We start from the raw sequence: 14,043 nt of genomic DNA, 5'->3' as shown, positions 1-14,043 counted from the left end.
CCTGGCACGTGCTGGATCAGAAATATCGGTTTGGACATGCCTTTGGCCAAACGCAGCGGACTAGTAACAGATGCCGGCTAGCTTAAACGGTTCGCTCGAATAGCAAAATTCGTTGATAGCACAGCGATGGCGCGTCAATGAAACAAGACATGTCGGTTAAATTTCCGACAGGGTCTTCTGATTTAGAGGGCATATCTGCTTTTTTCGATTAATTACTCTAAAAACTGCTTTTCAGCGCCGATTTAATTCCTATTCTATGGGCAAGACCGGATACAAGCCTTCGTGCCGGCAGGGCACACGACGCTGCTCGAAGAGGCAGGGCGATGTGGGGTTTTGCAGTTTCTTGACTCAATAGAGAAGGACATCGTCCATGGCAAAAATACAGGGCATCACCGAAATGTTGGGCATCTTCCCTTGCTTGGGCGGCGGGCGCAGAAGACGCCGGCTCAACTCCGAAGAATTGAAACTGGTGGAACGTTATCGAGAGCTGTCGGAGAGCGACCGGATCGCCATGCGGTATCTGGTGGATGCGATGCGGAGTGTTTCGCGGTTTTAGTGCTGGGGTCACCGCAAAAGCCTTTGGCTTATACAGTGCCCAGATAATTAACCTGCAGAATAAACCTGTGGCGAGGGAGCTTGCTCCCGCCGGACCGCGCAGCAGTCCCCTGCTTTTCAAGAGGGGCGTCGCACGACCCAGCGGGAGCAAGCTCGTTCGTGCTGCTGATCGAGCAACATCTCGAAGCACACTCGCAGGTCGGGTTCGGGCACTTTCGAACTAGGCTGAGGGCCTTAGATCCGGATAACCCTTGTTTGGAGGCGGAACATGAACACCCGTGGATTGCTCGATCAACTGCTCAAGTCCGGGCAGGAAATGCTGCAGAACAAGGCAGGCGGCGCACAGAACAAATCGGTCAGCGGTGGCTTGGGCGGCTTGCTGGGCGGCGCCTCTGGTACTGGCGGCCTTGGCGGCCTGCTCTCCGGCGCGGGCGGTGGTGCATTGGCCGCAGGCGCGATGGGCCTGCTGCTCGGCAATAAAAAGGTGCGCAAGGTCGGCGGCAAAGTCGCGATCTACGGCGGCCTCGCCGCGCTGGGCGTTCTGGCCTACAAGGCCTACGGCAACTACAACGCGCAAAAAGGCAGCGCTCCCCAACGGGAACCGCAAACCCTCGACCGTCTGCCTCCGGCACAGGTCGAGCAGCACAGCCAGGCCATTCTCAAAGCCCTGGTCGCCGCCGCCAAAGCCGACGGCCACATCGATGATCGTGAGCGCGAACTGATCGAAGGCGAGTTCACAAAACTCGACAACGATCAGGAACTGCAACATTGGCTCCACGCCGAACTCAACAAACCCCTCGATCCTACCGATGTCGCTCGCGCGGCGAGTACGCCGGAAATGGCGGCAGAGATGTACATCGCCAGTGTGATGTTGGTGGATGAGGAGAACTTTATGGAGAAGAGCTATCTGGACGAACTGGCGCGACAGTTGAAATTGGAGCCGGGGTTGAAGGTGGAGTTGGAGAAGCAGGTGCGGTTGGCGGCGGTTTAAAGTTACCGTTTAAAAAAATCGCAGTGTCAGGCTGCGATTTTTTTGCCTGCGGACTGGAGGAAAGCAGTAGTGGGGCCCGGTTAGAAAGATCTGCTTTTTGCGCCTGTGACCACAGCTGTCTGGCTGCCTCAGGAAGCGCGAATCAGACCTCCTGCCGCCAGGCTGAGAACGTGATCACTGTGCCTTCGTCAGTTCTATCAGTGATTTCTATCTTATAAGTTCCACCATCAATGTGACCCTCGACTAGTGCTTTGCGCTCGTTGCCGCTGACTTCGGCGTCCTTCGCATGCTGCTGATAGAAGTCGATAACATCCGCGTATTCGGTAAAAGTCCTGAGAATGACCTCATATTCATGCTGAGGGCGTCCGGCTATTTTGTCCCAGTCACCGTCAATTGGCGTCCCTTCCATACCCGGTGTCGTAAAAACACCGTGAGCGCCGGCGCCAATCAAGTGAGCTCGCTGCGGAAGCAATGGCAGCATCGCTTTGGGAAAATCGGAAGGTAACTGAGCCGCTGTCCAGGCTCCCTGTTTCGGCTGACTCACGACGTACTCAACGTTGGCAATCTTCTGCGCGGCGGCTCGGCGTTCTGGGTCATCACTCTCCGCCCACAGCGCCATCATCGGAGGCAGTTGCTTACTCCAGGGGATCAAGGAGTCAGCGTCAGCCTTGCTGGCGCCTTCTGGCTGGAAAATAGTCAGCACGGTTTCCGGCGCATCGTTACAAGTCAATGCTTCCTCACGAGACTTGACGGTGCAATGGCCATTGACCAATCCTACGGCGAGCAACTGCCCCTTGTCGTCCAACAGTAATGCGCCGCGCTCAAATCCATTGTTACCGTCGTCCATGGCGGTGATTACTCTTCTGCCGGAAGGCACACCATCAACAAACGTCGACATTTCCGAATCGAGCGCTTCAAGAACCTGCTGCACGATCATCGTATTGTCATTGGTGTAACTTCCGGTTTGGTACCCAAAAAAATCAACGAGTGCAGAGCGAACAGCCGGATCTTGGTTGAGCTTGGGAGTCCGTTCTGGACTGGCTTCGTTTGTCAGCAACAAGGCAGTTGTGCCGTCGGGACGTTGTTCGGATCTTAGTGACAGCGCGATTGCGCTTAGGGAGAAGGTAAGCGCTAGAAGCAAGGTGAGAGTGCGGCTAAAGTGTTTCAAGATAACAGTCCTTTGATTGTCCAATCCGTGGTGTGGTCTTTGATATTTGACCCTGTGATTATGCGTTGAGCATAAGAAAAGGGGGCGGATTTATATTCAATTGGAGAAATAAATCTGTCCCCTTTTGCTCTTTTGCCAATGACGGTAATCGAGTTTGCTGCCGTCAGGAAGACGGCAGTGGCTGAGTTGGCCGACGCTGTCGTATTCGTAGCGCAAGGTGCCCCAAGCTTGGTGTTCCTCGCTGAGTTGGTCTGCAAGTCATATTTATAGACGAACGGCTAACGACCGTCGTCGACGCTGACTAGTCGACGCGAGCTCGTCGATGCATTAAGTCTTTACTTTATTCAATGTATGATCTAACGCTTTTTCAAGGTCGGCCCAGGTTTTGGCCGTTTCGGTGTATATAGGCGATGCCCAATTTTGGTTTGCGATTAATGAGATTCTGAAGGCACCTTGTTCACTGAATTCGGGATACCAACCAATGTCTATTATTTGCTCATGCGGGAGTAGCGCTTGCAAAAGATCCTCCCTTAATTCATCTGTGATGAGCGCGATTTCAGATCCGACTAGGCTGGATATTTCATCAAAAGTTATCTTGCCGCCAAGATTTTTTATATTTTCAAGATTCATAAATCATTTCTTCTTTTTCGTTAATTTTCTAAACGATTCTTCTGATATTGGATGTCCATGTATTGTGTTTGCACTTAACTCCACTCTCATGTACTGAGTTTCTTTTCCGTCGTTGGCGCCTATGGTTTTTCCCATGTCAATTACTTTCCATGGTTTTCCATTGTTAACATCTTGACCATTTGCAAACGCGTGCCGCTCTAACGCTTCAATGTCCGTGCCCGGTAGATATTTAGCTGCACCTCCATTAGCGGTCGATTTTACAACAGATGGCCAAGGAGCTTTAGGCGCCACATGTTTATTGCCATGATTTGTCCATTGAACGTCAGGAGGGGGCGGGGCTCCATCGCTTACCCTAGCTTTTTCTTCAGGTACTTCGGCGCTTTGTCCCGGAACGCATTTATCTCCGCCTGGACAAGTATTCAACCCTAAAGGATCCACCCACCCCGTAGGATTCGGGACGTATTGGTAGTTATTCAATCCACCCGCAAGCTTGATCGGATCCGGCGTCAAGAACCGTCCAGTTCCCGGATTGTAGTAGCGGTGGCGGTTGTAATGTAACCCCGTTTCGGCGTCGAAATACTGACCTTGAAAGCGCAACGGGTTATCGATTTCGCTGACATCCAGCGCTGCGAGGTTGCCGTAGGCGCGGTACTTCGCCGACCACATGATCTCGCCGCTGTAGTCGGTCAGTTCCTGAGGCGTGCCGAGGTGGTCAAGTTGGTAGTAGAACGGGGCCGCTTTTAATGGGCCTTCGCCGTCGAGCATTACCAACGGGCGGAAGGTGCCCGGTTCGTAGATGTAGCTGCGATAGCGGTTCTCGGCGCTTTCGGCGATCAGGCGTTCGCCTTGCCATAGAAATTCAGTGGTATGGCCGTCGACGGTTTTCTCGATGCGGCGGCCGAAGGCGTCGTATTTGTAAGTCGCGGTGCTGCCACCGGGCAGGCTGACGCCGATCAGGCGGTGTTGGCAGTCGTAGCGGTATTCGGTGACGAGTTTTTGTCCGGTGCCGCGACGTTCCCGAATCAGATTGCCGTAGACGTCGTAATCGTAATGGCGGTCGCCCTGCATCAACAAGCGGTTGCCTTTGATGTTGGCAAGGTTCGCGACGGGCAGATCGTTTTGTCCGAGGAGGTTGCCTGCCGGGTCGTGAGCGAAGCTCTCGGGCATGGCGCCGCGCACGCTGATCAAGCGATCCAGCGGATCGTAGTGATAGCTGCGGTTGCCCTTGCGGCTGTCGTTGATGCCGGCGAGATTGCCATTGGCGTCGTAGTTATACCGGCGCTGGAACAGATGTTTGTCTCGCTGGCTGACGCTGTGCGCTTGCAGGCGACCCTGTTCATCGTACTGATATTGGCTGAGCAGCAGACCCTGCTGGCGTTGTTGCTCGCGACCGGCGCTGAAATGGTGGCTGGTCAGGCGCGAGCCGTTGAGGTCAATGCTGCTCAGGCGTCCACCAGCCAAATGACGGTAATCGAGTTTGCTGCCATCAGGAAGGCGGCAGTGGCTGAGTTGGCCGACGCTGTCGTATGCGTAACGCGTCGTGCCCCAGCCCTGATGTTCGGTGATCAAGCGATCTTGTACGTCGTATTCATAAGCGAGCGGCCAGTGGCCGTCGTCGACGTTGACCAACCGACCAAGCGCGTCGTAGCTGTAGTGAATCTTTTCGCCATCGGGCAGAGTCTTGACCAGCAAACGGCCTGCGGCATCGCGCTGGTATTCGGTGACAAGTTCACTACCGTCATCGCCGAACTCGGTTTTCTTCAGCAGTTGGCCGTTGAGGTCGTACTCGTAGGCAGTACGGCGTCCGTCGAAGCCGGTTTCCTGCTGGATCAGGCCATTGGGGTAATAATCGAGTTGATAGCGTTCGCCGCGCTCGTTCTCGATTTCTGTGAGGTTGAGTTGCGAGTTGTCGTAGCGGTAGCGTAGTTGGCTGCCATCGGGATTGATCCGGCGGCTGACGAGGTGCAGGTTGTCGGCGTATTCGTAGTGGGTAATGTGACCCAGTCCATCACACTCAGCGGTGACATTGCCATAGGCGTCATCGGCATTGATTACGCTGACGCTGCCTTTGTCGTCCCAGACGTTTCGGGACGACAAATGGGGACAGACTTATTTAGTGTTAAAAAAATAAATCTATCTCCATTTTTCTAAATTTTTTACACCTCCAACATAAAGGATTCAATCTTCTCGATAAATTCAAGTTTGCTCTTGGTTCTGAATTCACCAAGGAAAATCTCTGAGTTTTTTATCGGTTTCCCTTTGTGGTCATAATCAATTGTTAGGAAGTCAATTACAAAACACCCTTCGGGGTCACCTTCTGGCTCCACTCTTGAATCAAAACAGTGCCCGGTGCTTCGGCGGACTCCACCAATCAAAACCGAGCTGGAGAACCACTCACTAGTATCAGCTGTAAGCTCGACTTCAAATAGGTTGTTGATTGTTATCGTCCAGCCGCTTGGCACGCGTATAGGGTGAAGCTTGTGCTCTAGTTTTGGTCTCATTTCACATTGCCCATATATTTTTTTACCTGTTCAGGGGCGGCTGGAAAACTATGGATGACAGGCTCGCCGGCTTTGGATAGCTCTATCCTGACCCAGTTTGTCAGTTCTCCATTATTGTAGCCGACTGGAGTTTCTGATCTATAGAACATATATCTTGATCCGCCGTGATCAAATACATTTCCATCGCGCACTGCTGAGTACGCTGCTTGTTTCTCAAATCCGCTCACATTATTAGCGATATCGGGAAGATAGGAGGCCTCAGGTTTTCCGTCTCTGGTGCCTTGGCCTAGACTTAGCGATTTCGCTTGTTCTGCCGATTGTGCATTTGTGTGCTTTGTCGCATGTCTACCTTCTGGACGTTTCGAATCATAAATATCTGTTCGTAAATCTTTACGTGTTTGGTAGTCGCTTGTATCAATCTTTTTCGGACAATTAGTGCTGTTTAGCCCCAACGGATCCACCCACCCCGTAGGGTTAGGCACGTACTGGTAGCTATTCAACCCACCCGCAAGCTTGATCGGATCGGGTGTCAAGAACCGTCCAGTTCCCGGATTGTAGTATCGGTGGCGGTTGTAATGTAAGCCCGTCTCGGCATCGAAATACTGACCTTGGAAGCGCAGCGGATTATCTATTTCGCTGACATCCAGCGCTGCGAGATTACCGTAGGCGCGGTACTTCGCCGACCACATGATCTCGCCGCTGTAGTCGGTGAGTTCCTGCGGTGTGCCGAGGTGGTCGAGTTGGTAATAGAACGGGGCCGCTTTTAGCGGGCCTTCGCCGTCGAGCATCGCCAACGGGCGGAAGCTGCCCGGTTCGTAGATGTAGCTGCGATACCGATTTTCTGCGCTTTCGGCGATCAAGCGTTCGCCCTGCCAGAGGAATTCGGTGGTGTAGCCATCGACGGTTTTTTCCATGCGGCGGCCGAAGGCGTCGTACTTGTAACTCGCGATGTTGCCACCGGGCAGGCTGACGCCGATCAGGCGGTGTTGACAGTCGTAGCGGTATTCAGTGACGAGCTTCTGCCCGGTGCCGCGACGTTCGCGGATCAGGTTGCCGTAGGCGTCGTAGTCATAGTGGCGGTCGCCTTGCATCAGCAGGCGATTACCTTTGACGTTGGCGAGGTTGGCTGCGGGCAGGTCATTCTGTCCGAGCAGGTTACCCGCTGGGTCGTGCGCGAAGCTTTCTGGCATGGCGCCGCGGACACTGATCAGGCGATCCAGTGGATCGTAGTGATAGCTGCGGTTGCCTTTGCGGCTGTCGTTGATGCCGGCGAGATTGCCGTTGGCGTCGTAGTTATACCGGCGCTGGAACAGATTTTTGTCACGCTGGCTGACGCTGTGTGCTTGCAGGCGACCTTGTTCATCGTATTGGTATTGGCTGAGCAGTAGACCTTGCTGGCGTTGTTGCTCGCGACCGGCGCTGAACTGGTGGCTGGTCAGGCGGGAGCCGTTGAGGTCGATGCTGCTGAGTTGCCCGCCAGGCTGGTGGTGGTAATCGAGTTTGCTGCCATCAGGCAAACGGCAGTGCTTGAGCTGGCCAACGCTGTCGTATTCGTAGCGCAGAGTTCCCCAGCCTTGGTGTTCCTCGATAAGTCGGTCTTGCAGATCGTATTCATAAGCGAGCGGCCAATGACCGTCGTCGACGTTGACGAGGCGACCAAGTGCGTCGTAGCTGTAGTGAACCTCTTCGCCATCGGGCAGCGTTTTTACAAGCAAGCGGCCAGCGGCATCGCGCTGGTATTCAGTAATCAGTTCGCTACCGTCATTGCCGAACTCGGTTTTCTTCAGCAGTTGGCCGTTGAGGTCGTACTCGTAGGCAGTACGGCGTCCGTCGAAGCCGGTTTCCTGTTGGATCAGGCCATTGGCGTAGTAATCGAGATGGTAGTGCTCGCCGCGCTCGTTTTCGATTTCAGTGAGCAACAGGCGTGAGTTGTCGTAGCGGTAGCGCAGTTGGCTGCCGTCGGGATTGATACGGCGGCTGACGAGGTGCAGGTTGTCGGCATATTCGTAGCGGGTGATACGGCCCAATTCATCGCGTTCAGCGGTGACATTGCCATAGGCGTTATAAGTAAACGCTCGGGTCGCGCCGCCCGGCAGCGTGACTTGGGCGAGGCGATTGGCGGTGTCCCATTGGTAATGCGTAATGGCACCGGACTCTTCCTGGCGGGTGATCTGGCGGCCGAGTGCGTCGTAACGGTACTTGCGCTGACCGCCATCAGGTAGACGCTCTTCCAGCAATTGGCCGAGATTGTTCCAGCCCAGTTGATGGCGGCTGCCATCCGGATGACGAATTTCCAGCAGACGACCCTTCGAATCATAGTTGTAGTAGGTGGCATTGCCGTCCGGGTCGATCTGCGCAGTGACATCGCCCTGACGGTTGCGTTGGTACTTCCAACTGGCTTTGCCGCGACGAACGTCGCTGACGAAACCGTTTATGTATTCGTACGTAGTGGCTTCGTCTTCCGGCGGGATGACCGCGGTCATTAATCCGTTGTCGTCGTAGCGATATTCGGTGACAGCGCCCAGCGGATCCTTTTCGGCGATCAATTGGCCTTTGTCGTTGTAGGCCTTGAGATGTTCGGCGCCATCCGGGTCGATCTTGCTGATCAGTCGCGCCTGATTGTCGTGGGAGTAGACCTCTTCGCTGCCGTCGGCGTTAGTTACGGTGACGCTGCCTTTGTCGTCCCAGACGTAATGCGCTTCCATCTGCGAGAAGTTGGCCCAGTGACGGGTGCAGCGAGACAGTTTGCCTTCGTTTTCCCACTCCCAATAGAACGCCGCGCCGCCTGCCAATTTCCGCTCGAGAATGACGTGCTGGTCGTTGTAGCGATAGTGCTCGGCTTCGCCCGCGGCATTCTTGGCCTCGATCAGGCGATGCTGCGCGTCGTAGCTGTAGGTGACCAGTGTTTGCACGGTGTTCCAGACGTCTTCGAGATTGTCTGCTGGCAGAAACTGCTGATAATCGACGGCAATGATGTGTTTGCGGTCGTAGCGCAGCAACAGGGCGCGACCGGCACCGTTGTCGAGACGCTTGATGCGACCGTGGATGTCGCGTGTGACGTGCAGGCGATTGCCATAGCTGTCGCTGATGGCGGTCAGGGTTGCGCCTTTGCTGTTGAAACGGAAGTGGTAGAACGATGAACGCTTGCCAGCCTGGGCCAGAACTAGTTCCGATGGGTCGTCACCGAGGAAAATGGCAGCACGCGACAGGCTGTTGGTGATGGCCGGACGTTGCTCACTTGGAAGCGGGAAGGTTGTGGAGCGATTTTCCTGGTCAGTCCAGATGACTTCATCGCCGTTAATCTCTATGCGATGAGCGAGCGCGTGGCTCCAGCCGAAGCCCAGACCGCAGTCGATTTCCACGGCGCTGGTTCGATAGAGGCGAGTCCATTCAAATGGCAGCAGGCCGTCGAGTTGTCCGTCGATCAGCGTCAATAGCTCTTCGCCAGTGACCATTGAAACAGGGCAACCGCTGGTGCAGGTCTTGTCAGCGGGTTCTGCGCTTTTTTCGGCAGGATTTTTCGCCTGGCTGGAGACATCATCCGTCACTTTGCCGTCAGCGAGTCTGGTGTTTTTCTTCCCATCAAACCGCAACTCGGAAATCCCGTTCCTGACCTTCGCCGTCACCCCACGCGCCGCTACAGCGGTGTACTTGGCGACGTACTCCATAAAGCCGTTGATGATCTTGAATACCGACTTCACAAAGCCGATCACAGCCCTGATGACCAACTCACCGTACTTCTTCAGCCGCGCGGCAAGGTAGATAACACCAGTGCCTTCCGCCGCGACGGTCAGTACCACGCCGATCACGATGTCGATCGCAATGCCAGCAACAATCGCCGTGGTCATTTTTGCTACATCGCCCGCCATCTTCATGGGCGGTAAGCCCGCCAACCAGATCACCGCACTGCGCACCAGCAAAAACAACGCGGCTTCGTCACTGGCCAGCAACATGGCCTTTTTCATGATGTCCGGCGAGCTTTTGGCCACTTTGATCAGTTCGTCTGCGCCAGCGCCAAGATCCTTCGCAAACTTTGCTGGATCCTGAAGTATGTCGAGCACGAGGCTGATGCCGTCCCACACGCCCTTGATCGCTTCCCAGCCACCTTCAAGAATGCCGTTGCCGATTGCCATGGCTGTGCCGGAGGTCGAAAGATTCGACCATTGCGGTTTGAAGCCGGCCCATTCCTTGCGCAGGAAACCCTCCAGGTCCGCAGTTACGCCGCTGTAGGAACTGAAGAGGGCATCAATCTGCGCCGGCGTTACTTCGTTATGTACGCGAATCTTGTAAAACTTGCCGGGCACACCGCCAGTCCAAGCAGCTTTGCCTTGCGCGTCGAGTTTGACCTTGCTGACTGCACCACCTTCCACGGCAACGATTTCGACTTCGATGTCGCCTACCGGGATGTCGTAAACCGACTCGAATTTGCTCTCGATCAGCAACGGCCCCTTGAGGGGACATTGAGCCACGTTCGAGGCGAAGTTACCGTCGGTCATGCTCACTGCTTTGCTGGTGTTGCCGACCTTGATGACACGCTCCATGCCCAGCAAAGATGGCAGGTCCGAGGCACGGCTACCCTTGTCGAGAGCCTGTGCATACCAGGTTTTGGTTTGTTCCTGATACAGCTTCAGACTGTCCTTGAAGGTGTTCAGTTGGTTGTCAACAAAGGCAACGCGATCCATCAGCCTTGCTCCAGAATCAGGTGGTTTATCAGTGCTTCTTTAAGATTTTGCGGCGCATCCGGGCGGCGCACGAAGCGGGTGATTTTCAGCTTCAGATTGTTCTCGGGCCAAGCGTTGTAGAGGTCCGGGCGGTCTTCTTCCAGCCACTGCATCAGGTTGCTGACCAGCGTTGCAGGATTGTCCTTGCTCAACCCCTCCAACAACCCCTTCGGCACCTCCCACCACGGCCAGTCCCGCACTTTTGGCACCACCCGCGTGCCCACTTTCAGCGGCTGCCCATTAATCAAATACCGCTCAAACACCGGCAACACTTCCCCAGCCTTTTCCCCCAGCCCGTGCAGAATCGGATAGACATGCCGTCCATCCCAGAACCGAAAAAACACCTCGGTCCCATCCGGCATCTTCACCTGCGTCAGGCTGCGCAGATGTTCGAACACCTCGTTCGGCTCTGAGCGCGACACGGCCAACCAGCCCCAGTCGAGGGCGTCGGTTTCAGCGATCCATTGCAGGAACGCCGAGTTGGCTTTGAGTTCTGCGACGTAAGGCATCACCGGTTGCCAGGTGGCGTAGGGCGTGCCGCCCCAGACCGGGATGAGCTGGGCGGTGGGTTCGGTCAGGTACAGGTTTTTCAGCGCGTCGCTTTCACTCGCCGCGCTGATGACCAGATACAAACGCTCGCCACTTTGCAGCGGCTGTTGCGCCAGCCAGTCCTTCGGGGTGATTCGTTCAGATGGCACAGGCACCTGCCTTGCATTTTTCGCATTCTTCGCAGAACGGCGCGTTGCGTTTGAGGGTGTTGATTTGCGCCGGTGTCAGGACTTGGCCAGCCTTGTCCGCATCAGCCTGTTTCAATACGCCCGGCATCAACGGCGCCGCACCAGTGCCGCTGCCAGGGCTGCCACCGGAGTTCATGTTGATCACCGGCCCGCTCATCGTCACGCCGCCGGCATCGATCTTGATAAAGCTGCCGCCGCCGACCAGCGTCAGTTCCGCCCCGGCTTCCATCACCACTTTCATGCCGCTGCTGAGGTGGATTTCCTGGCCGGCGTCGATGAACTGGCCGGTGCCGATCTTGATGTGCTGGTTGACGCCGACGGTGAGGTGGTCGTTGGCGCGCGCTTCGACTTTGCGGTCGGCGTAGACGGTGTGGTGTTCTTCGGCTTTGAATTCCGTGTAGCTGTTCTTTTCCACGGTGTCGTGGCGTTCGTTGCCGACGCGGATTTTCTGGTCGTGCTCGATGTTTTCGTCCCAGTCGCGCTGGGCGTGCAGGTAGATCTGTTCCTGACCTTTTTTGTCTTCGATGCGCAGTTCGTTGTAGCCACCACCGCCCATGGAACTCAGGGTCTTGAAGGTGCTGCGGGTTTTGTTCGACGGCAGTGCGTAGGGGACGGTGTTTTCCTTGTGGTACAGGCAGCCGCTGATCAGCGGTTGATCGGGGTCGCCTTCGAGGAAAGTCACCAGCACTTCCATGCCGATGCGCGGAATGGCGATGCCGCCGTACTGGGCGCCGGCCCAGGCGCTGGAGACGCGCAGCCAGCAACTGGTCTTGTCGTCGGCCTGGCCTTCACGATCCCAGTGGAACTGGACTTTGACGCGGCCGTATTGGTCGCAGTGGATTTCTTCGCCTTTCGGGCCGGTGACCACGGCGCTCTGGCTACCGAGGATGCGCGGTTTCGGGTGGCGCAGGGGCGGGCGGTTCGGCACGTCCCATGGGGTGGCCTGGAAGCGGTTGCGGTAGCCCTGATGAAAGTCGTCTTTCAGCGCGGTGGTGTCGCTGGTGACGGACTCTTCAAGCACCTGCGGCTGTTTGCCTTCGTGCAGGACTTCGGTGAGCAGCCAAAGGTCGTTCCACTTGGCTTTTGGGTGTTCGGTCAGGGCGAGGAAGTGGCCGCTGACCAGTAATGGCTGATCGCTCTTGCCTTCGGCGAGCTGGAAGTCGCTGCGGTGGCGTTCGAGGGCGCGTTTGGCCAGGTGTTTGCCGCGCTCGCGGTCGATGAAGCGGCCCGGGTAGTCGTAGTCTTCGAGGTCGGGCAGGGCGTCGCCACGGTTTTCGCTTTCCAGGGTCAGGCGCGGTTTTTCGAAATCGTAGTCGCGGCGGGTGGTGCGGCTGGTGCGGGTTTCCAGGCGCAGGTCGAAGCGCTTGATCACCGGGTTGTTGGCGACCATGCCGGAGTCTTGCTGATAGGCCACGGGTGCGAGTTTCGGGAACACCGTCTGGTCATCGCCGAAGACGAGTTTGTGCGCCGTCGCCGTGTGCTGGAAGTGGTAGTGAATGCCTTCTTCTTCGCACAGGCGCTGGATGAAGTGCAGGTCCGACTCGTCGTATTGCACGCAGTAGAGGCGCTCGGGGTAGATCGAGCCGGTCTTGAATTCGTAGGCGTTGCTTTGAATGCCGTGCTCTTCCAGCACCATGCCGATGATTTTCGGCACCGTGAGGTTCTGGAAAATGCGTTGATTGATGCGGTGCGCCAGGTACGACAGTTGCGGGCGCAGCGTCACCGAATAACGGGTCAGGCGCTTGCCGGAATCGCCTTGCGCGGCGCGGTAGATCTGGCCATGAATGCCGCTGCCGTCGGGTGACAGTTGCAGAAAGGCCGGTTTGTGCAGCAGGGTTTCGAGGTCCAGCGACGGCTGCTCACTGACCAGCTCCACCTCAAACACAAAAGGCTGGCTGATGGCTTCCCGGCCTTGCAGGGTAAACACCTGAAAGTCGGCAGAAAGCCCTTCGATGGTCAGGGCAAAGTGGGTTTCATTGGCCGGCGCGAACATCCCTTGTTCCTCGTGCTGTACAGCGGCGCTCGTCGACGGCCGCGAAAAAGCGGCTCAACGTACGCGAAATTCTGGAGGGGCGTAAACAACATCGACCAGCAGAGCTGGCCGATGCATGTAACGGTCAGCCGTAATTAAACGACTGGAGCACGCCAGTCATCGGAACCCGAAGTACCGGATACTTCGTGGGTCCAGGTGATTTTGCGGTAGGTGAACTGCACTTCTTCCAGGTGGGTGAAGTGCGCGTTGCCTGGATCCTGGCAGTTGTGCATTTTGTTGTTGATGGCGACGATGATCGCGTCTTCCAGTTTGGTGGTGTAGTAGTGCTCTTGGGTGCCTTGCGCCGAAGTGCGGTACCACTGGATAACGATCTCGCTCATGCGCTCGCCGGAAGTCAGTGCGGCTTGCAGCAGTGGCGAAGCCTTGTCGTAGACCTTGGTGATCACGACTGGCTTGTGAACGCGCTGACCGGTTGGCTGACCGGATTGCGGGTCACGCGGGATGATCACGTCGTGGGTGAACGCCTGAACCATGACCTGGTCTTCGTGACCTTCCTGGTAGGTGTTGCCAACGGAGTCGGCGGTGAAGGCGCCGGCAGTGATCAGGCCTTGTTTTTCGCCGGTAACCGACATGTACGCTGGTGTTGCCATGGGGTGCTCTCCTTGCGGAATAAAGTTAAGGGCCCGGAGGCGAAATCGCCCGGTGGGTGGCTGAGGGGTATCAAGGAGCGTGCCAGGTTTGGTGAAG

General features: G+C 56.1%; 9 protein-coding genes and 1 pseudogene. 2 read left to right on the top strand and 8 right to left on the bottom strand.

What is annotated here, in order from left to right:
- The first annotated feature begins 370 nt into the window (after positions 1-370).
- A complete protein-coding gene (locus tag HU743_RS03750) occupies positions 371-556 on the top strand; it encodes a hypothetical protein (protein WP_016771524.1) in 186 nt (61 codons plus the stop codon).
- Positions 557-823: 267 nt separating this feature from the next.
- The gene (locus HU743_RS03745) at positions 824-1,546 is read left to right on the top strand and encodes a tellurite resistance TerB family protein (protein ID WP_186646998.1); all 723 of its coding nucleotides are present in this window, start codon (positions 824-826) and stop codon (positions 1,544-1,546) included.
- Between the two features lie 142 nt (positions 1,547-1,688).
- On the opposite strand, the gene HU743_RS03740 is transcribed toward HU743_RS03745, so the two are convergent.
- The 8 genes and pseudogenes from HU743_RS03740 to HU743_RS03705 all read right to left on the bottom strand — a co-directional run bounded on the left by HU743_RS03740 (position 1,689) and on the right by HU743_RS03705 (position 13,946).
- Positions 1,689-2,714, bottom strand: coding sequence for a hypothetical protein (locus HU743_RS03740; RefSeq protein ID WP_186646996.1), 1,026 nt, complete (start codon positions 2,712-2,714; stop codon positions 1,689-1,691).
- A gap of 327 nt (positions 2,715-3,041) precedes the next feature.
- Positions 3,042-3,344 (bottom strand): hypothetical protein, encoded by a 303-nt coding sequence (locus HU743_RS03735; RefSeq protein WP_186646994.1) that lies wholly within the window; start codon positions 3,342-3,344, stop codon positions 3,042-3,044.
- Positions 3,345-3,347: 3 nt separating this feature from the next.
- Positions 3,348-5,384 (bottom strand): annotated as a pseudogene (locus HU743_RS03730) (RHS repeat-associated core domain-containing protein); the annotation flags it as partial.
- Between the two features lie 116 nt (positions 5,385-5,500).
- A complete protein-coding gene (locus HU743_RS03725) occupies positions 5,501-5,845 on the bottom strand; it encodes a hypothetical protein (protein WP_186646993.1) in 345 nt (114 codons plus the stop codon).
- Positions 5,842-10,527: an RHS repeat-associated core domain-containing protein gene (locus tag HU743_RS03720; protein ID WP_238351683.1), complete on the bottom strand. Its 4,686-nt coding sequence runs from the start codon at positions 10,525-10,527 to the stop codon at positions 5,842-5,844. The genes HU743_RS03725 and HU743_RS03720 overlap by 4 nt, the downstream gene beginning before the upstream one ends.
- Complete coding sequence (locus HU743_RS03715) at positions 10,527-11,264, bottom strand: DUF4123 domain-containing protein (RefSeq protein WP_186646991.1); 738 nt, start codon at positions 11,262-11,264, stop codon at positions 10,527-10,529. Before HU743_RS03715 ends, HU743_RS03720 begins: the two co-directional genes overlap by 1 nt.
- Positions 11,254-13,296: a type VI secretion system tip protein TssI/VgrG gene (tssI, locus tag HU743_RS03710; RefSeq protein ID WP_186646990.1), complete on the bottom strand. Its 2,043-nt coding sequence runs from the start codon at positions 13,294-13,296 to the stop codon at positions 11,254-11,256. Before tssI ends, HU743_RS03715 begins: the two co-directional genes overlap by 11 nt.
- A 134-nt stretch (positions 13,297-13,430) precedes the next feature.
- A complete protein-coding gene (locus HU743_RS03705) occupies positions 13,431-13,946 on the bottom strand; it encodes an Hcp family type VI secretion system effector (RefSeq protein ID WP_007949952.1) in 516 nt (171 codons plus the stop codon).
- Positions 13,947-14,043: the final 97 nt, after the last annotated feature.

Origin of the sequence: Pseudomonas sp. SWRI99 (assembly GCF_014270125.1) — a bacterium.
GTDB classification, from domain to species: Bacteria; Pseudomonadota; Gammaproteobacteria; order Pseudomonadales; family Pseudomonadaceae; genus Aquipseudomonas; species Aquipseudomonas hamedanensis.
This window is presented reverse-complemented; position numbering and strand designations above follow the sequence as displayed.